The organism is Bacillus sp. FSL W8-0223 (assembly GCF_038006805.1).
Taxonomy (GTDB): domain Bacteria; phylum Bacillota; class Bacilli; order Bacillales; family DSM-4216; genus Bacillus_O; species Bacillus_O smithii.
Genome location: NZ_JBBOVX010000001.1, coordinates 1,335,267 through 1,359,697, shown reverse-complemented (window position 1 = coordinate 1,359,697; position 24,431 = coordinate 1,335,267). Strand labels below are relative to the sequence as shown.

Annotated in this window: 21 protein-coding genes and 1 riboswitch; of the genes, 8 read left to right on the top strand and 13 right to left on the bottom strand. The window is 40.1% G+C overall.

Going from position 1 to position 24,431, the window contains the following annotated elements; all coding sequences use genetic code 11:
• Window positions 1-221 precede the first annotated feature (221 nt).
• Window positions 222-390, bottom strand: a riboswitch (M-box (ykoK) riboswitch).
• A 631-nt stretch (window positions 391-1,021) separates the two neighbouring features.
• Window positions 1,022-1,639, bottom strand: a complete 618-nt coding sequence (locus NST81_RS06710; protein WP_048623071.1) for a YhcN/YlaJ family sporulation lipoprotein — start codon at window positions 1,637-1,639, stop codon at window positions 1,022-1,024.
• Between the two features lie 407 nt (window positions 1,640-2,046).
• Here NST81_RS06710 and NST81_RS06705 point away from each other — a divergent pair, with 407 nt between their 5' ends.
• Window positions 2,047-3,375 carry a PhoH family protein gene (locus tag NST81_RS06705; RefSeq protein WP_040341485.1) on the top strand — a complete coding sequence of 443 codons (1,329 nt, stop codon included), beginning with the start codon at window positions 2,047-2,049 and terminating at the stop codon, window positions 3,373-3,375.
• 287 nt (window positions 3,376-3,662) lie between these two features.
• Here NST81_RS06705 and NST81_RS06700 read toward each other — a convergent pair whose 3' ends face one another.
• Window positions 3,663-4,163, bottom strand: coding sequence for a peptidyl-prolyl cis-trans isomerase (locus NST81_RS06700; RefSeq protein WP_341029018.1), 501 nt, complete (start codon window positions 4,161-4,163; stop codon window positions 3,663-3,665).
• Between the two features lie 218 nt (window positions 4,164-4,381).
• Between NST81_RS06700 and NST81_RS06695 the strand changes: the two genes are divergently transcribed.
• The 4 genes from NST81_RS06695 (at window position 4,382) to NST81_RS06680 (ending at window position 11,188) form a co-directional block, all read left to right on the top strand.
• Window positions 4,382-4,663 (top strand): YlaN family protein, encoded by a 282-nt coding sequence (locus NST81_RS06695; protein ID WP_048623073.1) that lies wholly within the window; start codon window positions 4,382-4,384, stop codon window positions 4,661-4,663.
• A 121-nt stretch (window positions 4,664-4,784) separates the two neighbouring features.
• A complete protein-coding gene (locus NST81_RS06690) occupies window positions 4,785-5,936 on the top strand; it encodes an FtsW/RodA/SpoVE family cell cycle protein (protein ID WP_048623074.1) in 1,152 nt (383 codons plus the stop codon).
• A 254-nt stretch (window positions 5,937-6,190) separates the two neighbouring features.
• On the top strand, window positions 6,191-9,628 hold the full coding sequence (gene pyc, locus NST81_RS06685) for a pyruvate carboxylase (protein WP_174521025.1): 3,438 nt from the start codon (window positions 6,191-6,193) through the stop codon (window positions 9,626-9,628).
• Window positions 9,629-9,826: 198 nt separating this feature from the next.
• A complete protein-coding gene (locus tag NST81_RS06680; protein ID WP_341027798.1) occupies window positions 9,827-11,188 on the top strand; it encodes an IS1182 family transposase in 1,362 nt (453 codons plus the stop codon).
• A 211-nt stretch (window positions 11,189-11,399) separates the two neighbouring features.
• On the opposite strand, the gene NST81_RS06675 is transcribed toward NST81_RS06680, so the two are convergent.
• Together NST81_RS06675 and typA are read right to left on the bottom strand one after the other, a co-directional pair.
• Window positions 11,400-11,696, bottom strand: coding sequence for a YlaH-like family protein (locus NST81_RS06675; RefSeq protein WP_040341542.1), 297 nt, complete (start codon window positions 11,694-11,696; stop codon window positions 11,400-11,402).
• A gap of 21 nt (window positions 11,697-11,717) precedes the next feature.
• On the bottom strand, window positions 11,718-13,559 hold the full coding sequence (typA, locus tag NST81_RS06670; protein ID WP_003354424.1) for a translational GTPase TypA: 1,842 nt from the start codon (window positions 13,557-13,559) through the stop codon (window positions 11,718-11,720).
• A 154-nt stretch (window positions 13,560-13,713) separates the two neighbouring features.
• On the opposite strand from typA, the gene NST81_RS06665 reads away from it, so the two are divergent.
• On the top strand, window positions 13,714-13,899 hold the full coding sequence (locus tag NST81_RS06665; RefSeq protein ID WP_003354423.1) for a YlaF family protein: 186 nt from the start codon (window positions 13,714-13,716) through the stop codon (window positions 13,897-13,899).
• Window positions 13,900-13,954: 55 nt separating this feature from the next.
• Here the strand turns inward: NST81_RS06665 and NST81_RS06660 are convergent, their stop codons facing one another.
• The 3 genes from NST81_RS06660 to NST81_RS06650 all read right to left on the bottom strand — a co-directional run bounded on the left by NST81_RS06660 (window position 13,955) and on the right by NST81_RS06650 (window position 16,348).
• On the bottom strand, window positions 13,955-14,749 hold the full coding sequence (locus NST81_RS06660) for an inositol monophosphatase family protein (protein WP_003354422.1): 795 nt from the start codon (window positions 14,747-14,749) through the stop codon (window positions 13,955-13,957).
• Between the two features lie 572 nt (window positions 14,750-15,321).
• Window positions 15,322-15,771 (bottom strand): PH domain-containing protein, encoded by a 450-nt coding sequence (locus NST81_RS06655; RefSeq protein ID WP_048623070.1) that lies wholly within the window; start codon window positions 15,769-15,771, stop codon window positions 15,322-15,324.
• Between the two features lie 382 nt (window positions 15,772-16,153).
• Window positions 16,154-16,348 carry a hypothetical protein gene (locus NST81_RS06650; RefSeq protein WP_003354419.1) on the bottom strand — a complete coding sequence of 65 codons (195 nt, stop codon included), beginning with the start codon at window positions 16,346-16,348 and terminating at the stop codon, window positions 16,154-16,156.
• A gap of 153 nt (window positions 16,349-16,501) precedes the next feature.
• On the opposite strand from NST81_RS06650, the gene NST81_RS06645 reads away from it, so the two are divergent.
• Window positions 16,502-17,152: a YktB family protein gene (locus NST81_RS06645; protein ID WP_048623069.1), complete on the top strand. Its 651-nt coding sequence runs from the start codon at window positions 16,502-16,504 to the stop codon at window positions 17,150-17,152.
• 296 nt (window positions 17,153-17,448) lie between these two features.
• Here the strand turns inward: NST81_RS06645 and NST81_RS06640 are convergent, their stop codons facing one another.
• Window positions 17,449-17,730: a UPF0223 family protein gene (locus tag NST81_RS06640; protein WP_003354417.1), complete on the bottom strand. Its 282-nt coding sequence runs from the start codon at window positions 17,728-17,730 to the stop codon at window positions 17,449-17,451.
• 33 nt (window positions 17,731-17,763) lie between these two features.
• On the bottom strand, window positions 17,764-18,723 hold the full coding sequence (locus tag NST81_RS06635) for an NAD(P)H-dependent flavin oxidoreductase (protein ID WP_341029000.1): 960 nt from the start codon (window positions 18,721-18,723) through the stop codon (window positions 17,764-17,766).
• A gap of 148 nt (window positions 18,724-18,871) precedes the next feature.
• Here NST81_RS06635 and NST81_RS06630 point away from each other — a divergent pair, with 148 nt between their 5' ends.
• Window positions 18,872-20,341 (top strand): aminotransferase class I/II-fold pyridoxal phosphate-dependent enzyme, encoded by a 1,470-nt coding sequence (locus tag NST81_RS06630; protein ID WP_341028997.1) that lies wholly within the window; start codon window positions 18,872-18,874, stop codon window positions 20,339-20,341.
• A gap of 668 nt (window positions 20,342-21,009) precedes the next feature.
• On the opposite strand, the gene NST81_RS06625 is transcribed toward NST81_RS06630, so the two are convergent.
• The 4 genes from NST81_RS06625 to NST81_RS06610 all read right to left on the bottom strand — a co-directional run bounded on the left by NST81_RS06625 (window position 21,010) and on the right by NST81_RS06610 (window position 24,390).
• Window positions 21,010-21,126, bottom strand: a complete 117-nt coding sequence (locus tag NST81_RS06625; RefSeq protein WP_048623066.1) for a GapA-binding peptide SR1P — start codon at window positions 21,124-21,126, stop codon at window positions 21,010-21,012.
• 131 nt (window positions 21,127-21,257) lie between these two features.
• Window positions 21,258-21,515, bottom strand: coding sequence for a hypothetical protein (locus NST81_RS06620; RefSeq protein ID WP_048623065.1), 258 nt, complete (start codon window positions 21,513-21,515; stop codon window positions 21,258-21,260).
• Between the two features lie 155 nt (window positions 21,516-21,670).
• Entirely contained in the window at window positions 21,671-23,080 is a 1,410-nt protein-coding gene (gene lpdA / locus NST81_RS06615) for a dihydrolipoyl dehydrogenase (protein WP_341028995.1), read from the bottom strand.
• A gap of 5 nt (window positions 23,081-23,085) precedes the next feature.
• The gene (locus tag NST81_RS06610) at window positions 23,086-24,390 is read right to left on the bottom strand and encodes a dihydrolipoamide acetyltransferase family protein (protein ID WP_341028993.1); all 1,305 of its coding nucleotides are present in this window, start codon (window positions 24,388-24,390) and stop codon (window positions 23,086-23,088) included.
• Window positions 24,391-24,431: the final 41 nt, after the last annotated feature.

The window sequence follows — 24,431 nt, the reverse complement described above, 5'->3', positions numbered from 1 at the left end:
TTCTTCCTCCCTCAGTTTGATTGAGGAAGTCAGAAACCATCCCAATTTAAGGATTGATAACTTTTATGAGTAATCAATCGTACATAGAGGGGCTGGTTTATGGCTTCCTCGGTTTTCGGTGGGTCCGGTTCATTGGAATTTTGACTACCCATAAAAGCTCAACTCCTTTTTAAATAATTGAACCCCCCTCACGAATAGATGAGGGGGGAACGTTCAAGAACCTTTTTCCCCCTAGTTTAGCTTTAGCACTATACAACGTAGAGAGTCATGCTCTCAGCCACATTGGGTTAAGCCTTAATCCGACCAAACCTGTTCTACCCAATGGCATCTTTCGATGTTTCTGGGCAGTGGCTTTTGTTTGTATAGGAGCCTCGCCTAACGAGGAAATTCATTTAATCTGTTTCGATTATAAATCTAATTATCAAGAAGTCAAGAATGTTTATTTAAAAGTGTTCAAATATTTTATGGCTGCGAGTTTTATATAAATAAAAATAGAGTCGCATCTCTTTATGATCAATATAAATTCATGATCATCACGAGGAAAAATGGTGCCCACGTCATGGAACAATAAGTCCGTGAGGGTTATGGTATTCAAAATGAAATCTTATTTTTTCAAGAGGATTTTTAAAAAGAAAAGGGAATTAAATAGATAGAGTCAACGAACGTTTTATTCAATTAAAAAGCCATTTTGAGTATGACTTTACTTCACTTCAACGATGTTTATGTGTTTTTTTTCAGCAAAAAAATCAACTCCTTGGAAGAAGAAAAGAAGGAGCCGATTTTTAGTTTATATTTAGTTTGATGATGTGTCAAAAAAAAGATCTACATCTTTGAATGCGGTGATCTCATTTGATGAAAGAAAGTATATTCGTTATGGATGAGAAGGTCTCTTTTGGAAAGTAAGACACTTTGGTCGGTGTTCGTTTGGAATAGAGACCCTTTTCAACTTTGTTTAAACTATGTTTGGAAAAATGGACTGTCATCATGTGAATTCGTTTGGATGAAAACATTCTCCTTTGTGTCAGCGGTTTTTCATTTGATTCGATTGATCTTGCTGTTCTTTTTCCAACTTGTGGTCCTGTCGATCAGGTAAATTCCTTTTTGGATGTTCGGTTGCCCGGTCGGGGTTTTTTTGTTCCACAATTTGATTCGGAATTTCAGGCATGACTCTGCCGACAATATCGGATAATTCCTCCATAATCCCTTGAACCGGTCGACCGTTTCGAATATCCGTTTGGATTTCTTTTAGACGAGCGTTCATGTCGGGATCCGCTACTACAACCGCTCTGGATCCGTATGGATCGTGTTTTAAACTTTCAGCTACCGAATATTTGATGGAACCAACCTGTGATCTGTCAATATTAGGATTGACATCTATTCCTACAACAGCATAGGGGCCGAGAACAACCGCTCGGGCGTTTTCAACATTTGGTACGCTGTCCGCTAAATTAGCTAAGTGATTCGCTTTTCTTTGCCCACTTTCTCTGTCCAGCGGACGGGGATTGCTGTTTTTCACTTGCGTGAGTGGCGCGTTTTGATTTGGATTTGGATTTGGACGATTTGCGTTTTCGGCTATATTTCTGTTTCCGGAACAAGAGGCCAATAATAGAACGGCTAAAAGGAATAGCCAAGTTTTCAATGGATTTCACCTCAAATCTTTCTGATCTTTTTCGTTCTGTTTTTATTTTGCAGGGATCTTCCAACTTTATTCAAAAGACTGTGATTTTTTGAAAAGGAAGTCCAATTTTCTGAACTGAAGCAAGAAATTCTTCATATAATAGTAACAAACTAAAACGACTGAATTAGCGGGGGTTTATCTCGACATTCTTGAATTTTTTACGTATTAGGGATATGAATGTCGATCTTAAAATCGGCTAAAGCCTACATCAGGTTTTGAGTTGATGCTTCATGAATCGCGTTGTTGCAGTCGTTTGAAGTCAAAGAGGAGGATGTTGCGACTCTGTAGCTGCAGCCGCCAGAAAACTGCAGTTGCGAAATTTGCGGCAATCAAAGCTGTATCAAGAAAATGGAGCAGGAGGCATGGATTTGGGGAAAATTTATGTTTTAGATACCAATGTCTTGTTGCAAGATCCATACGCCATTTTTTCATTTGAAGACAATGAAGTGGTGATACCGGCTGTTGTCCTCGAAGAACTGGATTCGAAAAAAAGGAATATGGATGAAATTGGAAGAAACGCAAGACAAGTATCGAAATTAATTGATGGGTTACGACAATCTGGAAAGCTCCATGAAAAAATTCGCCTTCCAAACCGCGGAACGCTCAGAATTGAATTAAATCATCGTTCATTTCAGCAACTTCAAGAAATCTTTGTGGAAAAAACGAATGATAATCGAATTTTGGCCGTAGCCAAAAATTTATCACTTGAAGAGGCAGCAAAAGAAAATGGGCGCCCGGTTATATTAGTCAGCAAAGATATTTTAGTCCGTGTAAAAGCTGATGTGATCGGGTTGCAGGCAGAAGATTTTCTGAATGACAGAGTGATTGAGTTCAATGATCTTTATACGGGGTTTTTAGAGTGTTATATCTCCAACGAAGCTTTAAACCAATTTTATGTAAAAGGCGAACTTTCTCTTTCAGAATTAACCCAGCATCCATTTTATCCACATCAATTTCTCATCTTAAAAGATGCGTTGGGAAGTTCCCAATCGGCTATTGGCATAGTGGCTGAAGACGGAAAACATGTAAGGAAACTTAAATACAATCAAGAGCCGGTTTGGGGAATTCGGCCTAGAAATGTACAGCAAATAATGGGATTGGAACTTTTGCTAAGGCAAGATATTCCGCTCGTCACGCTGGTGGGAAAAGCAGGAACAGGGAAAACGTTGCTGGCGCTGGCTGCCGGATTATTGCAGACAGAAGATATGGATTTGTATAAAAAGATGCTCGTTGCAAGACCGATTGTCCCTATGGGGAAAGATATCGGCTATTTGCCTGGCGAGAAACAGGAAAAACTAAGACCGTGGACACAGTCGATATTCGATAATTTAGAATTTTTATTCAATACCAAAAAACCGGGGGAAATTGACAATATTCTGGCAGGAATGAACTCCATTGAAGTAGAAGCACTGACGTATATAAGAGGCAGAAGTATTCCAGAACAGTTTATTATTATCGATGAAGCGCAAAATTTAACCAAACATGAAGCCAAAACCATATTAACGAGAGTTGGAGAACGAAGCAAAATAGTTCTAATGGGGGATACCGCCCAGATTGATCACCCCTATTTAGACGAATATAACAATGGTTTAACCTATGTTGTTGAAAAATTTAAAGATCAAAAAGTGGCCGGACATATTAAATTAATGAAAGGAGAGCGCTCTGACCTTGCACAATTAGCGGCGGATATTTTATAAAAAGCGTTCGCCATCCATTCTTCGTCCGCGACTTTTGTCTTTCGAGCTCCAAACGTTTTGAAAAAAATAACATCTTTCGGTTGGAAAAGCTTAGCAGCGGCATATGTTAGAAAAGGACGGCTATCATAGGCCGCTGCTCATTTGTTGTAAAAATACTAGAATTTCAGCCGTTGTAAAGGTGTATGGGCATGCAACGGAGTACTGCGCGGATCGGCGTGTATCGTTCCCTTTTGCTGTCCAGCCGGATTGTACTGAAAAAATGTTTGTTAGAGAAAAAGAACAGCCGTTTATTCTACGCGAAGTGCTCTGACATGTTTGATCGGGTTTTTCTTATTGGAACCGTCTCCAAAATAGATGTGCACAGGACCGTCTTCACGTAATGGCTTGCCGTTTTTGGAAAAACAAAGGATTAAGTCATAAGCTTTTTCCAATGGAACAGCTTCTTCGCCTTCAGCTGTTTCGATGACCAAAGTGGTTGCATCTTTTTCCGGTTCGGCATTTTTTAAAAATGGGGCCAGCTTGATACCGAATGTTCCCGTTAATAATTTTTCCTTTTCAAATTTTTTTTCGGTTTTAATAGTAGGCGGAGAGACGGCGCCTTCACGAATTTCCCGTTCCCAATATTTCGACATTTTTTTCGTATAATCTTCTTCCGTTTCTTCTGTTTGCTGATCTTCTTGATCAAAATATGTATTTAAATCAATGCGTCGATCATCGAAAATCCATACACCGGCATCCATCGTAACCGGATATTTCACTTTTCCTTTAAATGGAATGATCGTGTTCATACCATGTTCCTCCTTTTCTTTTTCAACTTAAGTATATCCTTTCAAAGAAGTCTTGTCACATTCTTTTAAAGCTCCTATTATAGAGTAGGGGAAAAGAGAAATAGGAGCATTGAACATCCCGGAAAAGAGCATCCTCCTTCCTTTCCCTTGCAAAAAACGAATTTTAACGATAAAATTTCATAATAAGTGATGAATCGCTCGGAAACGGGGGGATTGTAATGGCGTCGGAAACGACTTTGGATCACCGGGAAAAGGCCTACTCACTTTTGAAAGCAGACGCAGAGAAAATTTTGCGTTTAATAAAAGTACAAATGGATAACTTAACGATGCCCCAATGCCCTCTTTATGAGGAAGTGTTGGATACTCAAATGTTTGGCTTATCCCGTGAAATAGATTTTGCAGTTCGATTAGGATTGGTGAATGAAGCAGACGGCAAAAAGCTGCTTGATTCTTTGGAAAAAGAGCTGTCTGCCATTCATGAAGCGATCTCAAAGGAATAAACATGAGTAAGAACTCAAACATTACGAAGTGTATTTGTTTGAGTTTTTTTGTAGATACAAGCAGGAAATTTCAATATCATGTCGAATTTGTGAACAATACATAATAGAATGGAAGAGTAGTATGTTTAAGAAAATCTTGAAATCTTTTGATTACAGCTTAATAATAGTTTATATCATACTCAGCCTGTTTGGATTGGTGATGGTTTACAGCGCTAGTTCTGTCACTGCAGTCCAACGGTATGGCGTTCCAAGCGACTATTTTTATTCCAAACAAAAATTGCATATTATGGTTGCTTTTCTGCTGTTTGCTATTATGGCTTTTTTTCCTTATAAAGCCTTAAAAAATAGCAAGTTTTTATTCTCTATGATTGCCACCATTACAGCGGGGCTTATCCTTATATTTTTTTTCGGGCATGTTTCCAATAACGCGCAAAGCTGGTTTCGAGTGGGGTCAAACAGCCTTCAGCCCGCTGAGTTTGCCAAGCTTGCTGTCATTATCTATATGTCAGCTGTATATGCCAAAAAGCAGAAATACATCAACTCTTTTGACAAGGGTGTCATACCACCAATTATATTATTGATCTTTATTTGCTTGTTGATTGCTTTACAGCCTGACTTTGGAACGGCATTCATTATCTTTATGATCGGCGCAACGGTCATTTTGACGTCAGGAATGAAATTTAAGAATATCGGTAAATTGATCCTTCTGGGTCTGGTGATTAGCCTTCTTTTATCACCTGTTGTTTTGTTGAAAAAAGACAAGATTTTTACTCCTGAAAAAATGGGGCGTGTGGAAGGTTTTCTAGATCCGTTTAAACAGAAAAGTGACCAAGGGTACCAATTAGTTAACTCTTATTTGGCTATCGGATCGGGAGGAATTAAGGGGCTTGGTTTGGGACAAAGCGTTCAAAAATTAGGTTATTTGCCGGAGCCCCATACCGATTTTATAATGGCGGTTATCGCTGAAGAATTAGGGCTTGCCGGAGTAGTGATTGTATTGGGAGGGATTGCCTTTCTGGTATTGAGAGGAATTTATACTGGCATACAGTGCCGCGACCCTTTTGGATCCATGTTGGCAGTTGGCATTTCCAGCATGATTGCCATTCAATCTTTTATTAATCTCGGTGGTATTTTAGGATTGATTCCTATTACTGGGGTACCCCTTCCTTTTATCAGCTATGGAGGCTCCTCCCTCATTTTGCTGGCCCTATCGATGGGTATATTGGCCAATATTTCCATGTTTAACTATTATGAGAAACACTTTAAGAAATAAGGCTAGAATAATGTGGCTTATTACGCGTGAAAGCGGTTCACGCGCCTTTTGTTACATAGAAAAGGTTGTCCTGCACAAAAGAATAGGGGGTGATCGGTCCTTTCATTAGTGCAGGGCAATAATAAGCCAAATTCAGCAAAATGGTTGCATGGTTCTGACCATGGAGATTCTTGTCAAAACCGATCAGCCATTTTGTTACAGGTTTCATAAGACGATATATATAAATATTTTGATTGCATTGGGGGAGAGAAATGATGAAAAAGATTGAGAAAGTGCTTGTCGCCAATAGGGGTGAAATTGCCATTCGCGTCTTTCGGGCATGCACAGAATTAAATATTCGAACGGTGGCCATCTATTCAAAAGAAGACTCCGGTTCTTACCATCGTTATAAAGCGGATGAAGCTTATTTAGTCGGTGAAGGAAAAAAGCCGATAGACGCTTATTTAGATATAGAAGGGATACTGGAAATTGCGAAGAACGCAGAAGTGGATGCCATTCATCCAGGCTACGGTTTTTTATCTGAAAATATTGAATTTGCAAGAAGATGCGAAGAAGAAGGAATTATTTTCATAGGTCCGCGGACCGAACATTTGGATATGTTTGGCGACAAAGTAAAAGCCAGAAAACAAGCGCAGCGAGCAGGAATTCCTGTTATTCCAGGAAGCGATGGACCTGTTTCCGGCTATGAAGAGATTGAAGCGTTTGGGGAAAAATATGGTTACCCGATCATCATTAAAGCAGCATTAGGCGGCGGCGGACGCGGTATGCGAATTGTTCATAGCAGTGAAGAAGTGAAAGAAGCTTACGAACGAGCTGCGTCGGAAGCGAAAGCCGCATTTGGCAGCAGTGAAGTCTATGTTGAAAAATTTGTCCAAAATCCGAAACATATCGAAGTCCAAATTCTTGGAGATAAAGAAGGAAATATCATTCATCTGTATGAACGCGATTGCTCCGTACAGCGCCGGCATCAGAAAGTAGTCGAAGTGGCTCCTTGCGTTTCTTTATCGGATGAACTTCGCGAAAAAATTTGTGAAGCAGCTGTGCAGTTAATGAAAAACGTTCAATACGAAAATGCAGGTACGGTCGAATTTTTAGTTTCGGGCGAAAATTTTTACTTTATTGAAGTAAACCCGCGCATTCAAGTAGAACATACCATCACTGAACTGATCACGGGCATCGATATTGTACAAACCCAAATTATGATTGCGAAAGGGTACTCGTTACATAGTGAAAAAATAGGGATTCCAAAACAAGAAAACATTCATCTTAATGGATATGCCATTCAATCACGTGTGACAACAGAAGATCCAACGAACAATTTTATGCCGGATACAGGAAAAATCATGGCTTATCGATCCGGTGGAGGGTTTGGAGTACGATTAGATGCAGGAAATGGGTTTCAAGGAGCAGTCATTACACCTTATTACGACTCGCTATTAGTGAAAGTGTCTACTTGGGCTCTAACATTTGAGCAAGCGGCTGCAAAAATGGTTCGAAACCTTCAAGAATTCAGAATTCGCGGAATCAAAACAAATATTCCATTTTTGGAAAATGTCATGAAACACGAAAAGTTTCTGTCGGGAAATTACGACACGTCTTTTTTAGATACAACACCTGAATTATTTATTTTTCCAAAAAGAAAAGACCGCGGCACCAAAATGTTAAACTACATCGGAACGATCACCGTCAACGGATTCCCGGGCATTGAAAAAAAGAAAAAACCGGTATTTGACAAACCTCGGATCCCTAAAATTAAGCATTACGAGGAAATACAGTCAGGGACAAAACAAATTCTGGACAAAGAAGGGCCGGACGGACTTGTCAAATGGGTAAAAAATCAAAAGAATTTGTTGTTGACAGATACCACTTTCCGCGATGCTCATCAATCGCTTTTGGCAACTCGGGTAAGAACGAATGACCTTGTTCGCATTGCCGAACCAACAGCACGACTGCTCCCTAATTTGTTTTCATTGGAAATGTGGGGAGGAGCTACCTTTGATGTCGCCTATCGGTTTTTGAAAGAAGACCCGTGGGATCGATTGCTGCAATTGAGGAAAGAAATTCCCAATATTTTATTTCAAATGCTGTTAAGAGCATCGAATGCAGTCGGTTATAAAAATTATCCTGACAATGTCATCCGTGAATTTGTAGCAAAATCTGCAGATGCAGGAATTGATGTTTTCCGAATTTTTGATAGCCTCAACTGGGTTAAAGGGATGGAAGTAGCCATTGATGCAGTTCGACAATCCGGGAAAATTGCGGAAGCAGCCATATGTTATACGGGGGATATAGATGATCCGACTCGAACGAAGTACGATATTCAATATTACAAACATCTTGCTAAAGAGCTTGAAAATCAAGGCGCTCACATTCTCGGCATTAAAGATATGGCCGGCTTATTAAAACCGCAATCCGCTTACAGATTAATTTCTGAATTGAAGGAAACGGTGGATATTCCCATTCATTTGCATACGCATGATACGAGCGGAAACGGCATTTATATGTACGCCAAGGCAACAGAAGCAGGAGTCGATATTGTGGATGTAGCGCTCAGTTCTATGGCTGGTTTGACATCACAGCCAAGCGCGAATACCTTATACTATGCGCTAAAAGGGACGGAAAGAGAACCCGTTGTGAATGTGGAAGGGCTTGAACAACTTTCCCGATATTGGGAAGACGTACGCAAATATTACAAAGACTTCGAAAGCGGCATGGTGGCGCCGCATACAGAAGTTTACCAGCACGAAATGCCCGGAGGCCAGTACAGCAACCTTCAACAACAAGCAAAAGCAGTTGGTCTTGGAGATCGCTGGGATGAAGTGAAAGAAATGTACCATCGGGTTAATATGATGTTTGGCGATATTGTGAAAGTGACTCCTTCTTCGAAAGTAGTGGGAGATATGGCTTTATTTATGGTGCAAAATGATCTTTCGGAAGAAGATGTGTTGGAAAAGGGTGAAACGATCGATTTCCCTGATTCTGTTGTTGAATTTTTCCAAGGATATCTCGGACAGCCATATGGAGGATTTCCTGAAAAACTGCAAAAAGTCATCTTAAAAGAGAAAGAACCCATTACCGTCAGACCTGGTGAATTGCTCGAAAGCGTCGATTTCAAAGCTTTAAGGGATGAACTATTCCATGAACTTGGACGCCAAGTAACCGCTCATGAAGTGATAGCCTACGCATTATATCCAAAAGTATTTTTGGATTATATTCAAGCTGTGGAAAAATATGGCGACCTATCTGTTCTCGATACACCGACTTTCCTTTACGGTATGAGATTAGGAGAAGAAATTGAAGTAGAAATTGAAAGAGGTAAAACGTTGATTGTCAAGCTGGTATCCATCGGCCAAGCCCAAGCAGACGGCACCAGAATTGTCTATTTTGAATTGAATGGCCAGCCTCGTGAAGTGGTCATCAAAGATGAAAGCATTAAATCAACAGTCGCTACAAGAGTAAAAGCAGACTTGAAAAATAAAAACCATATCGCTGCAACGATGCCGGGTACGGTGATGAAAGTTATTGTTTCGAAAGGGGAAAAAGTTAAAAAAGGCGACCATTTAATGATAACGGAAGCAATGAAAATGGAAACGACGGTTCAAGCTCCTTTTTCCGGCGTTGTGAAAGATATTTATGTAAAAAGCGGCGATGCCATTTCAACAGGTGATTTACTGATTGAGCTGCAAAAATAAGAAATAAAAAAAACAGCGAAACATTTTAAATCTTAAGGAAAATGGGTGTGCTTCTTTTTTGAATGATTCATCCATGACAAAAAGGCGGCAAACGAAATGGTTTGCCGCCTCAGACTGTCGACAAATCCGAAAAAACCGGATTTGCCGACAGTCTTTTTTTGTATAATTAAGATACCGTAATGAATTGAGGTGGATGAAGTGCTAACAAAAAATACACAGATGAATCGTGATCAAATAGAAATGATAGCTTTAGACCAACTTGTACCTGCAGATCATTTGGTTCGTAAAATCGACGCTGCTATTGATTTTTCATTTATCTATTCGCTTGTTCAAGACATGTATTCATCGGAAAGAGGTCGACCAAGTATTGATCCAGTTGTATTGATTAAAATGGCTTTCATCCAATATACCTTCGGTATTCGTTCCATGCGAAAAACTATAGAGGAAATCGAAACGAATCTGGCTTACCGTTGGTTTCTTGGATTTGGTTTTTATGATAAGGTACCTCACTTTTCAACGTTTGGGAAAAACTACGAGCGACGCTTTAAGGATACAGACTTATTTGAACAGATATTCTATCGCATTTTGAAAGAAGCTGCAGATAAGAAGCTGATAAGCAGTGAGCATGTCTTTATTGATTCTACTCATGTCAAAGCGAGTGCGAATAAGCATAAATTTGTGAAGAAAGTGGTTCGAAAAGAAACGAAAGCCTATCAAGCACGTCTACAAGATGAGATAAATGCTGATCGAGAAGCACATGGAAAAAAGCCATTTCCTCCAGATAAATTTGGGAAAGAAGAATATAAAGAAATAAAAGAAAGTACCACTGATCCGGAAAGTGGTTACTACGTAAAAGACGAGCGAACAAAACAGTTTGCTTACTCATTCCATGCTGCTGCGGATCGAAATGGCTTTGTTTTGGGGGCTATTGTAACGCCAGGGAATATTCATGACAGTTCCGTATTGGAGCCACTTCTTGAAAAAGTCATCGAAAAACATGGAAAACCGGCTGTGGTTGCTGCTGACGCTGGATATAAAACTCCCGCCGTTGCCCAATACATATTTGAAAATGATATGACCCCTGCTTTACCTTATACTCGCCCTCGTACAAAGGATGGTTATTTCAAAAAACATGAGTATGTTTACGATGAATACTACGATTGTTATCTTTGTCCGCAAGGACAAGTGTTAAAATATGCAACTACGACGAAGGAAGGCTATCGTCAATATTTTTCTGATCCAGTCCAGTGTAAAGATTGTCCATTCCTCTCGAAGTGCACCCAAAGTAAGGAGCATAAAAAACTGATTCAGCGACATGTATGGGAATTTTATTTAGAGGAAGCTGATCATCTTCGGCATACACAAGAGAATAAGAGCATTTATGCAAGACGGAAAGAAACCATTGAACGTGTTTTTGCTGATGCAAAGGAAAAGCATGGTATGCGTTGGACAACCTTAAGAGGTCTAAAAAAATTGTCCATGCAGGCGATGCTAACTTTTGCTGCAATGAATTTGAAAAAGATGGCTTGCTGGACATGGAAAAGTCCAGCAATAACATAAAATAGACCCCTCTAGGGGTCTATTCCAAACATTTGAAAGCATAAAAGTGACAAAAGGCATCCGTATACACACATTCGGATGCCTTTTGTCTACACTCTGAGAAGTTCCGAATACAGGAACTTCTTTTTTATTTTGATTTGACAATGTCTGCCTGACGCCCAATTGCAATGACACACAATCTATTATTTTCGATAACCAACGGAAAATCGCATCATTCACTTTCTGCTTCTTTCTTGTTTCGACGGATTCGGTAAATGCCTAATACAATGGCTGCGACAAAAAGACTTTCCACAACAGGCAACTGATAGGATAATATCAACAAAATAAAAGAGCCCATGATCATGAGAACATAAATCACGATATTTTTCCCAAAAGAAAGCTTTCTGGCGAACCCGAGATTATACACAAGGATGGATAACACAATGATGATCACGAAGTACAACCAGACAGCCCCCTTCACCCCCACAAGCTGGATCAAGAGGGCCAAAAGCGGGCTGACATGTTCCATTCCTGCCACGTGTTTTCCCCCTTAAGAGCGTGTATCTGAATACTTTTTCTTTCTCTCCAATTTTTCCCGTTCATTTTTATTCAAGATTTTTTTACGTAATCGAATCGATTCAGGCGTTACTTCACAATACTCATCTTCATTCAAATATTCCAAAGCCTCTTCCAAAGAAAGAATTCTTGGCTTTTTCAAAACGGTCGTTTGATCTTTCGTGGCTGAACGGACATTGGTTGCATGCTTCACTTTTGTGATATTAACAGCAAGATCATTTTCTCTAGTATGCTCTCCGACGATCATTCCTTCATAAATTTCTGTTCCCGGTTCCACAAAAATAGTGCCTCGGTCTTCCACCTGGCCGATTCCATACGGTGTGGCCGTCCCCGTTTCCATTGAAACAAGAACTCCTTGTCGGCGACCTCCTACTCTTCCAGGCTGCATTGGCTGGTAGCTGTCAAAGGTATGATTTAAAATTCCGTAACCTTTCGTCAATGTCATAAATTCGGTTGTATACCCAATTAATCCTCTGGCAGGAACCATAAAAATCAATCGTACTTGACCATTTCCGTTATTGATCATATCGAGCATTTCGCCTTTTCGGGATCCGAGAGATTCAATCACAGCGCCAGTATGCTCTTCAGGAATGTCGATTTGCACTCTTTCCACCGGTTCACATTTGACGCCATCAATTTCTTTGATAATGACTTCCGGTTTTGAAACTTGCAGCTCATAACCTTCACGACGCATATTTTCAATTAAAATAGACAAATGAAGTTCCCCGCGTCCAGACACTATCCACGCATCGGGAGAATCCGTGCTTTCCACCCGCAAGCTGACATCGGTCTGCAATTGTTCCATTAAGCGCTCTTCGATTTTTCTGGCAGTCACATACTTGCCTTCTCGACCGGCAAACGGACTGTTGTTGACAAGAAACGTCATTTGCAGCGTCGGTTCATCAATTCGTAATGGCGGCAATGCTTCCTGATGATCGATAGGACATACCGTCTCTCCAACGTTGATATCTTCCATTCCCGATACCGCCACCAAATCGCCTGCATACGCTTCTTCAATTTCCACTCTTTTCAATCCGAAAAAGCCGAACATTTTAGTAACACGGAATGATTTCACCGTACCGTCCAGTTTCATTAAAGCGACTTGTTGCCCTACTTTCATGGAACCTCTAAAAATACGTCCAATCCCAATCCGGCCCACATATTCATTATAGTCAAGCAGAGCCACTTGAAATTGCAGCGGTTCATTACGATTATCTACAGGAGCCGGGATATGCTCGACGATCGCGTCAAACAGCGGCTGCATGTTTTCTCCTTGTTTGTCTGGAGTTGTGCTTGCCGTCCCGTTAATGGCAGAAGCATAAATGACAGGAAATTCAAGTTGATCGTCATTGGCATCCAACTCGATAAACAGTTCAAGCACTTCATCCACTACTTCTTCGGGACGAGCGAATTCTCTGTCGATTTTATTCACTACAACGATAGGAGTTAAATTTTGTTCCAATGCTTTTTTCAAGACAAATCGGGTTTGCGGCATACAACCTTCATAGGCATCGACCACAAGCAGTACCCCATCGACCATTTTCATAATACGTTCTACTTCTCCTCCAAAGTCAGCATGGCCAGGAGTATCCAAAATATTGATCTTTACATCTTTGTATTGAACAGCCGTATTTTTTGCCAAAATGGTAATACCGCGTTCTCTTTCCAAATCATTCGAGTCCATCGCCCGCTCTTCCACATGCTCATTGGATCGGAAAATTCCCGATTGGCGAAGCAATTGGTCCACCAATGTTGTTTTCCCGTGGTCTACGTGGGCAATGATAGCAATGTTGCGTATATTTTCCCTTCTATTCAAAGTAATACTTCCTTTCTATTACCACAGCAATTTGCATTGTCTGTTTGCACGTTGAAATAAAAGTTTTTCCATTAACCCATCAATTATATCACAGAATGTAGAAAATTGAAAAAGAGTTATGTAAAATATGAGAGAGAAGGAGGCTTAACTGGTGATGAAAAACATTCAATGGATTTTCTTATTTTTTGCAGTAGCAGCAGCCGCCAGCATCATTGGCATTGGCATATTCATCGCAGAACAAAGCTTGGCCGGCATCATCATTTGTATTATTTTATTATTCGCCATCATGGGAACGGGCTTTAAATTAAAACGAAAAAGAAGAGAAGAAGGCAGACTGTAAACGTGACCGCTAAAAGTGCTGGATGGCAAGCACTTTTAGCGAATTTTTGTTTACGTTAAATATTTTGAAGGAATCGCTCCATAATTTCCGTATGCAAACCAGGTTTTGCTACAAATATCGTGTTATTCTCTAGCAAATTAAGCGGCTCCCCTTTTAAGTTTGTCACAATTCCACCTGTTTCTTCCACCAGAATTTTTCCGGCGGCAAAATCCCATGGTGAAAGCCTCATCGTGATATATCCATCTAATATACCGGCTGCCACATAAGCAAATTCCAACGCTGCCGTTCCGTAAGACCGCGTTCCTCGCACCGTTTGGGCCAATGAAATGAGCGGCTTTGGATCCATTCTTCGATTTTGAACCAGCCAAGTAGAATTTAAAGCAATAATCGCTTCTTCCACTTTAACAGGAGCCAGTTTTTTTAACGGCTTGCCGTTTAAAAAGGCTCCTTTCCCTTTTTCGGCAAAATAAAGCTCATCATGTGCCACATCATAAATGTATCCCAATCGACCGATTCCGTTTTCGAAAATCCCGATGGATATAGCGAAATGACGCTGCTGATAAATAAAATTCATGGTCCCGTCAATCGGATCAATAATCCACACGACCCCATCCAATGACTCAAGCTTATCGCCAAACCCTTCCTCGCCCAATATCGAATGATCCGGATAGTTTTGTTTAATTTTTTCGATAAAAAATTGTTCAGTCGCTTTATCCATGTTGGTTACTAAATCATTTGGATTTGATTTTGTTTGAATATCCAATGTTTCAGTGAACGATTTTCGTATATTGTCCCCTGCCTCCCGCAGCCATTGTTTCACCTTTGCATCTATTTCATTCCAATTCGTCATCTCGATTTCCTCCAAACCGGATAAAAATACGATTGCGTCAATGAAGGCAATTCATAATCCTTCTCATTGCCAACGTTCGATTATGTACTTAATTAAAAAGCCTCTCCGGCCAATTTCACAGCACAGTACTGTGATGATTCCGAGACTGTCGAAACGGATCCAAAATTAGCTCATGGAAATTCGGTTCTCCGGCCACAGCAGCAGGCTTGTTTTATTGATGACAAAGAAGGTTGTTCTGGAATTACCATCAACAAAAGAATTTATAGTTACAACTCCAAGAGTTCCTATTGGAGTATATGTGGCGTATGAGATCTTCAAACATTTAGAAAGGTCATTCCGTCCCGCTGCTGTGACAAAATCCGTTGAAGCTTTTGTAAAAGCCTTGTAAGCCTACAGAATCTTATGTAAAGTATAAACCGAAAACCACCTTGTTTTCTGCAGGGTAGTTTCTTTTCATTTGCTCGTCATTGGTTCTAATACTTATTTCTTCCACTCATTTTAATACTTCTCTATGGCTTCTTCAATCAATATGTAACTGTAAAACGGTTTCTTTACGCAAATTTGTACATAACCTAAAACCGTTTAACTTCAATGATTATGTCTGGTCTCATTTTTTTTATTTGTTTTAAAAATAACGATTTGTCTTTAGGAGAAATTAAGATGAACTTCGATTTCCCGTACACTACTTGTAAACGATCAAGTGATAGAGCTGGTGCCGCTAGAGGATTTTTAGACTCAGTAATCACTTCAATCTCTTCAAGAGGAATTGTCCAACTAAAAATTCCTCCTCTAACTTTTAAGACTTTGTCAGTTAAAATGTAAAATGTATGGAACCATCCTGAAAGCAAAAAGAATGTAAATAAGCTACAGATGACTGTTAATAAAATTTTGTCCGCAACAGTTAGATTCTCCGCTATAGTACCTAACTCTAAGTGGACAGCTATCGGCAATGCGATACTTCCAATGATTAACAGCCATGTCAGGATGGAACTAACGGGTCCTTTTTTCGAGTAAAATACCAACTTAATCCCTCCTAACTGATACATCTGTCATCATTGTCATTAATCATGGATATTTATGAAAAACGATCTTTTCTTCATGGCAAGCGATTAGAATATCAAAAGATCCCTGCTATGCAAATCACCTCTTCAATCTCCTCTTTCGTTGATCTTCACTTGGGAAATGCATTTGTTATTTCTATCTTACCAAATATTAGACGGCTGCTCTCACTCTTTCAATCTTCATTTCTTTAAAATTATTTTTTCAATCAGAACTCCATAGCATTCATTTCTTTTAATTATCACTCCTTTAAAAGGAAAAATGTCGGTTGTGAAATTCACAAAAAAAAACCTTTAAACTCTCGTTTCGGGTCCGCCTTCTTTTCTTTTTATCTTCCCTGTTTTTTCACAACAACGATTCTAACCGCACCAATTCTTCACGCAAAGCGTGTAATTTTGTTTTCACATTGTCCATCTTTTCTTTATCGTTTTGCTCCATAGCTTCAAACAAAACGGCTAATTCATAATCCAATTCCATACGAATGACGGCCAACTTTTCTTGTGTTTTCTTTTTCTTCGAGTCATTCACCAAATGTTTCATTGAAGAAACACTCCCTCGAAATCAACTTATGGTTAGTACATCATATGAAATGGTATGATAACTTGTAACAAAAATGTCTCGCTGCCTAAAAGAAAATTTAATTTTCAAAGCCCTTTATGATAAAATATGTTCAATCTTTAAGGAGGGACAAAGATGAACTTTACCGGTTTTTCGAATGAAGATTTTCAAGTATTTCAAATTCCTGGCTTGGATGCCCGAATGGAGGCGATCAAAAGACTCGTTCGTCCAAAACTCGAATTTTTAGGGAAATACTTTGCACCGACGCTTAGCACCTTAACGGGAGATGAAATGCATTATCATGTGGCAAAGCATGCCCGCCGTACCATCAACCCGCCCAATGATACATGGGTTGCTTTTTCTTCAAGTAAACGTGGATACAAAAAACTCCCTCATTTTCAAATCGGCCTTTGGGAAACGCATTTATTTATCTGGTTCGCTGTCATAAATGAAGCTCCCAATAAAGATCAGATCGGCGCTTCTTTTCAAAATGAAGTATCTGCGATTCGAAAACGGATCCCTTCGCATTTTGTATGGTCCGATGATCACACGAAACCAAATGTCATCCAATCGAACGAATTGTCCGACCAACAACTGGTTCAATTGTTTGAAAGACTCCAATTCGTCAAAAAAGCGGAAGCTCTTTGCGGTTTGCATATTCCCAAAGATGAAGCCGTACGTTTAAACAGCACAGACCTTTTGAATACGATTGAGGATGTCTTTGTACAATTAATCCCTCTATACAAACTGGCATACAGACAAACGGCGATTTCAACCGACAAATAGTGTGCCGCATCCGTAGAAAACAGGATTGTTCGGCTTTAGCTAAAATAAAAAAATTGCTTATTCTGATATAAGAAAACGTGGTTTACATAATGATGTTGCGGTAAATCTGTTTATTTCAGACGAGAAAAAAGGAGACCCCATCACGCAAAAGTTTTCAATGATTCCTTTCAAATCCCCTAAGATGGACAAACACCTCATGATCGATAGGTTTAACATCACTACAAAGGGCTAAGCCCCTTCTACCAAAGTTGCAGGATCTAAAACGGTAGAATGGACGCCTAGCCCTATTGTTATGACTACTTTTGGTCCATGTACACCTTATCGCCCGGTTTTAAAGCTTTCATTTTTTTGACGACGTGATAAGAAGAATAGCCGCTCGATTCTTCAAATTCGTTGCAAAGCTTTTTTTCTTCCGATTTGCTCGGAACGATTTCTTTAAAGCGGCGATAAGCAGCCATCAGCTCTTCTCGTTCAATTCCCTTCTCATAAGCTTCTTCAATAGCTCGAAAAAATTTGATCACATCGATGACTTCCTGAGTGGACCAATCAAATGAAAACGGATAAGAATATTCCTTCATATTATTCCACCTGCTTATTCTGTTTTGCTAACTTTAGTATGCCCATTTTCGGCGAATGTCCTCCGCCTCTCTAATCATTCTTTCTATTAACTCTTTGACAGACGGAACGTCCTTGATCAATCCCATCACTTGCCCGGCCCATGCAAAGCCGGAATCTGCTTTTCCTTCATATATAAAACGCTTATTGGCTTCACCGCTTATGTAATCTTTCAGCTGTTCATAGCCCCCATTTTGTTTTTCTATTTCCAAAATTTTTTCTGTCCAGCTGTTTTTAATGGCTCTTCCAGGCGCACCTAAAGTTCGTTTAATCACTACTGTGTCATTTTCAGTCCCTTGAATAAGGTAGTTTTTATATAATTCGGAGGCATGGACGCATTCTTTTGTCGCGATAAACCTTGTACCCATTTCAATTCCTTCAGCTCCAAGACTGAGAGCAGCCATAAGCCCTCTGCCATCGCCAATTCCACCTGACGCAATGACCGGGATGCTGACGCTGTCAACCACTTTTGGCGTCAATACGAATGTTCCGATGTCATTCTTTCCTAAATGCCCTCCACCTTCTTGGCCGACGACCATGACTGCATCGGCGCCAAGTTCTTCCGCTTTTTGCGCCTGTCTTACAGCCGCCACTAAGACCAGCTTAATCACATCTACTCCCTTAAGCTGATCGAAAATAGGGGCAGGATTGCCGCCTGTCATGGTGATGACCGGCACTTTTTCCTCTACAGCAATCTCCAAAAAATGTGAAAAAGAACGATTGTGCTGCCCAATTGCAAAATTGACTCCAAATGGTTTATCAGTTAATCCTCTTACCTTCCGAATTTCCTCCCGTAAATCTTCCGGTTTTTCTAACGACATGGCCGTAATTTGACCTAATCCACCAGCATTAGAAACGGCGGCTGCCAGTTCAGAATAGGCAAGATGGGCTAATCCGCCTTGTATAATCGGGTATTGAATCCCTAACAATTTGGTTACACGAGTTTCCCAATTCAAGTTAATCCCTCCCGACACTTATTTATTCTACTTTTACCTTTCAAAGTCCTTTTTCTTTTCACAATTGGTTACAAATAAAACTAGGAAAATCCCAACTCCCATGCTATAATTCATTTGTTTTAGCTTACATGAAGAGGTGATTGTTGAATTGTCCCAGTTTGATACACCATTGTTTACATCATTAGTCCAGCATGCCAAAAAAAATCCTGTACAGTTCCATATTCCCGGCCATAAAAAAGGAGCGGGAATGGATCCGAAATTCAGAGAATTTATCGGCGAAAATGCGTTATCCATTGATTTGATTAATATTGCCCCACTTGATGACCTCCATAATCCAAAAGGCGTGATTCATCAGGCGCAAAAGTTGGCAGCCGAAGCATTCGGAGCAGACTATTCCTTTTTTTCCGTTCAAGGAACAAGCGGCGCCATTATGGCAATGGTCATGAGCGTTTGTGGACCTGGCGATAAAATCATCATTCCTAGAAACGTTCATAAATCTATCATGTCCGCTATCATTTTTTCCGGTGCTGTTCCGATCTTTATCCACCCGGAAATTGATGGCCGTCTCGGTATTTCACACGGTATTACTGCCGATGCAGTGGAAAAAGCGTTAAAACAACACCCAGACGCTAAAGGGGTTTTAGTCATAAATCCTACTTATTTCGGCGTTTCCGGAGACTTAAAGAAAATTGTAGAGATTGCCCATTCTTACAACATTCCCGTTTTAGTGGATGAAGCCCATGGCGCCCACATTCATTTTCATGACGATTTGCCTATTTCGGCCATGCAAGCCGGGGCAGATCTTGCGGCTACGAGCGTCCACAAATTAGGCGGTTCTTTGACACAAAGCTCGATCTTAAACATTCGGGAAGGATTAGTCTCCGTTAATAAAGTCCAATCGATCATGAGCATGTTGACGACAACGTCAACTTCTTATTTGCTGCTCGCTTCATTGGATGTCGCACGGAAACGTCTTGCGACCGAAGGAAAAGAACTTTTAGACCAAACGATCGCATTAGCAGAAAACATTCGTAAACAAATAAATGAAATTCCATATTTGTATTGTGTAGGCGAAGAAATTCTCGACTCAGAAGCTGTTTTTGATTACGACCCGACAAAACTGACTATTTCCGTAAAAGATTTAGGAATTACCGGACATGATGCCGAAAAATGGCTCCGTGAAGTTTATCAAATTGAAGTGGAGCTATCCGATTTATATAACATCCTTTGCATCATTACACCCGGCGATACAGAAAAAGAAGGAACCATATTAGTCAATGCGCTCAAACATTTATCCGAAACGTTTCAACATGATGCGGAAGAAAAGCATATAGAAGTATTACTGCCGGATATTCCCCATCTTGCCCTAACCCCTAGGGATGCTTTTTACGCGGAGACAGAAATCGTTCCTTTTGAAAAATCAGCCGGTAGAATCATAGCTGAATTTGTGATGGTCTATCCTCCAGGTATTCCTATTTTCATACCCGGAGAAATTATTACAGAAGAAAATTTAGCCTATATTCGAAAAAACATGGAAGCGGGGTTGCCTGTCCAAGGCCCGGAAGACCCGGAATTAAAAACATTAAGAGTCATCAAAGAATTCGAAGCTATACGCTAGATTCAATTTCTCAGTTTCAAACGGACCTTCACTTTACCGAAAAACGGCTATTTATTACACAGCCGCCAATTAGACAGCAGCATAATAATTCGTAAATAACGTCAAAACGATAGCTGCTTTATGCGACAATGGACCCCGAAAAAGATAAATTTCGGTATTGGATGACGACTATTATGAAAGTCCATTCATTTCCTTTCTGAATGATCAGCGTTCAAAAACGGAAGGTGAAATGCCTTCCGTTTTTTTGAAAAACACCCCCCTTTAAAAACTCCCATACTTAAAGAAATCTATTTTTCCAATCGATCGTTTTCACTTCAGTTCGTTTCTGTTTGAACAGATGAAAAATGACGTTCCTGTCTACATTTCTCTCATCTATTGTATCGTTGATTTAAAATTCGCCGGCACCATCAGCTTAACCTCTTAGCTTGACTGGGAAAAATGTATAGTGAAATTTGTAAATAGCGTTAGGTCGTACCATAGTCATAAACGTTTTCTTTTTAAAATTAGGTCGGCAGACTGTGTTAAAGCATTTCAGCCAAAGCAATTTCCACACATAGCAGAAAAATGGGCAAAAAAAAAGCCAGCATAAAATATGCCGGGCATTCTATGTGAAAGTAAAGGTGATGATGATAAATGAATGAAAAACTGAAATTAGAAGGGAATATGACTTAGTCGTCCAATTCTTCTTCTTCGTTGCAGCCACAATCAGAATATAAAACGGTTACTTTTTCATCTTCAAAATGATCAATGGTTGAGAGGCAGGACTTGCAAACAATGGTCCCCATCTTCCAACTTCCTTTCGTGTAAGTTTGTAATCGGTTCATCTCTATGTATCTATAATAATATAACACATTTATTTTTTCAAGCCTATTTTGTATGTCACATTAAAAATAAATGTGTAGACCCTTTATGTGTTTCATAGTGTAAAAGGAGTTTGAAACACTATATCCAGAGCATATTGGATAAGCACAAATGCCGTTAGACTAGAGATTGTAACTAATATCACATTCTTATTGGAAGGAATAAATTTTTTCGCCACTAAAATCCCCAAATAGAGAAAAACCAAAAACATCAACCATTGAAAGCGAGCACGGTCACCTTCAGACAACCATGCCGCTAACATGTAACCGCTCCAAATGATTAATTGCAGCAAAAAAACGAAATAAAATGCCATGTTCGTCCACTCTTTTCTGTTACATACTGATACTTACGCCCTCTCGACTGTATTACTTTATTATATGAACGGAAAAACGATATTTCATTAAAACCTCTAGAAAAAAGAGAAAACCCTCAGCACATTGAACCGTGCTAAGGGTTTATCCGAACAGGTTATCTGACAATATGAATTGGTGTGCCTAAAGCCACTTCTGCAGCTTCCATCGTAATTTCCCCTAATGTCGGGTGAGCGTGAATAGTCATGGCAATATCTTCTGCTGTTACACCAGCTTCAATCGCCAATCCTAATTCAGCAATCATATCCGAAGCTCCAGGTCCCGCAATTTGAGCACCGATGACAAGACCGTCTTCTTTGCGGGTAATTAATTTCAAGAATCCATCCGTGCTGTCAAGCGACAGAGCCCGTCCATTTGCTGCAAACGGGAATTTAGCGGCCACAATTTCGATTCCTTCGTCTTTCGCTTGTTGTTCAGTATATCCTACTGTTGCTAGTTCGGGATCCGAGAATACAACTGCAGGAATAGCTAAGTAGTCAATTTCATCCGGCTGTCCAGCAATAGCTGCAGCTGCTATTTTTCCTTCATAAGAAGCTTTATGTGCAAGCTGTGGCCCCGGAACGATATCTCCGATAGCATAAATGTTTGGAACATTAGTACGACATTGTTTGTCAATTTTGATAAGACCTTTTTCTGTTAATTCAATGCCGACTTGCTCAATTCCTAATTCATCCGTATTAGGTCTGCGGCCCACTGTTACAAGTACGTAATCAGCTTCTATCGTTTTTTCTTCTCCCTTTACTTCATACGTAACTACGACGCCATCTTCTTTTTCTTCGACACCTTTTGCCAACGCATTTGTAAAAATTTCAACACCTTTTTTCTTCAAATTGCGTTTGACAATGGAAGACATTTGTTTTTCGAAATTAGGAAGAATTTCGTCGCCGCCTTCAAGAATCGTCACTTTTGTTCCAAAGTTGGCAAATGCGTTTCCAAGTTCCGTTCCGATGTATCCTCCGCCGATGACAACCAATTTTTCAGGAACTTCTTCAAGTGCAAGGGCTCCAGTAGAATTTAACACGCGTTTTGAAAATTTGAAAGCCGGAATTTCGATCGGACGAGAACCTGTTGCGATAATCGCATTTTTAAATGTATATGTTTGGGCTGATTTCTCGTCCATCACCCGAACAGTGTGCGCATCGACAAAATACACTTCACCTTTTACAATCTCAACCTTATTTGCTTTTAAAAGGGTTGAAACGCCGCCCGTTAATTTTTTGACAACGCTTCCCTTCCAAGATTGTACTTTGGAAAAGTCAACTGTCACATTTTCCGCTTTAATTCCAAGAGAATCGGAATGCAGCGCATCATGATAACGGTGGCTGGCTGAAATCAGCGCTTTTGAAGGAATACAGCCGACGTTTAAACATACGCCCCCGACATACTCTTTCTCAACGATGGTTACTTTTTGCCCTAATTGAGCAGCGCGGATTGCAGCGACGTACCCCCCAGGACCTGCGCCGATGACAATAGTGTCTGTTTCGATTGGGAAATCTCCTACTACCATTTTGATTACGCCTCCATTAGTAATAATTCTGGATCGTTCAATAGACGCTTCAAATGATTCAGCGCATATTGAGCGGTAGCTCCATCAATCATACGATGATCGAAGCTCAATGATAATGCTAACACAGGTGCGGCTACAATTTCACCATTTTTAACTACAGGTTTTTCAGAAATTCTTCCAATTCCTAAAATAGCTACTTCTGGATGATTGATAACAGGCGTAAACCATTGTCCTCCAGCAGAACCGATATTCGTGATTGTGCAAGAGGCTCCTCTCATTTCATCTGGAGAAAGTTTTCCTTCACGGGCTTTTGTAGCAAGTTCTTGTATTTCAGCAGAAATAGCAAATATCGATTTACGATCCGCATGTTTTACAACCGGGACAAGCAAGCCGCGTTCTGTATCAGCTGCAATACCGATATTGTAATAATGTTTATGGATGATTTCCCCTGCTTCATCGTCAAGAGATGTATTTAAAGCTGGAAATTCACGCAATGTGCTCACGAGTGCTTTAACTACATATGGAAGGAATGTAAGCTTGATATTCTTTTCAGCTGCCACTTCCTTGAATTTTTTGCGGTGAGCAACAAGTTTGGTTACATCTACCTCATCCATTAAAGTCACATGTGGAGCAGTATGTTTGGAATTAACCATCGCTTTTGCAATCGCCTTGCGAATTCCACTCATTTTTTCGCGAGTTTCAGGGAATTCTCCTTCCAAAACGACGGTTTGGGCAGGAGTGGCTGCTTCGACAGCTTTTTCTTCTGTTGTCGTTTGTTCTGAAACTGCAGGTTGTGCTCCTCCGCTTAAGAATTGATCGATATCTTCTTTCAATACGCGTCCATTTTTACCGGAACCAGTTACTTGACGAATATCCACGCCTTTTTCACGAGCATATTTACGAACGGATGGCATCGCGATTACACGACGATCGGAATCCACTTTTTCAGGTTGGCCAGCAGGCTGAGGAGCCTCTTGTTTTGCTGCTGCTTCTTGTACGTTTTGAGATTTTTCAGCAGGAGTTTCTTCTTTTGATCCTTGATTTTCTTCTGCGGCATTGTCATCGCTGTAACCTTCCGCATCAAATGTGATTAATACATCTCCAACAACCGCAACATTTCCTTCTTCAACAAGGATTTCTTTTACCGTTCCATCCACCGGAGAAGGAATTTCAACCACTGCTTTGTCGTTTTGCACTTCACAAAGTACGTCGTCTTCACTTACTTTATCTCCAGGTTTCACATACCATTTAACGATTTCACCTTCGTGAATCCCTTCACCAATATCCGGTAATTTAAATTGAAATGCCAATGTATTCACCCTCCTAAAAATTGTCTAGTTCCGTAAAAGAG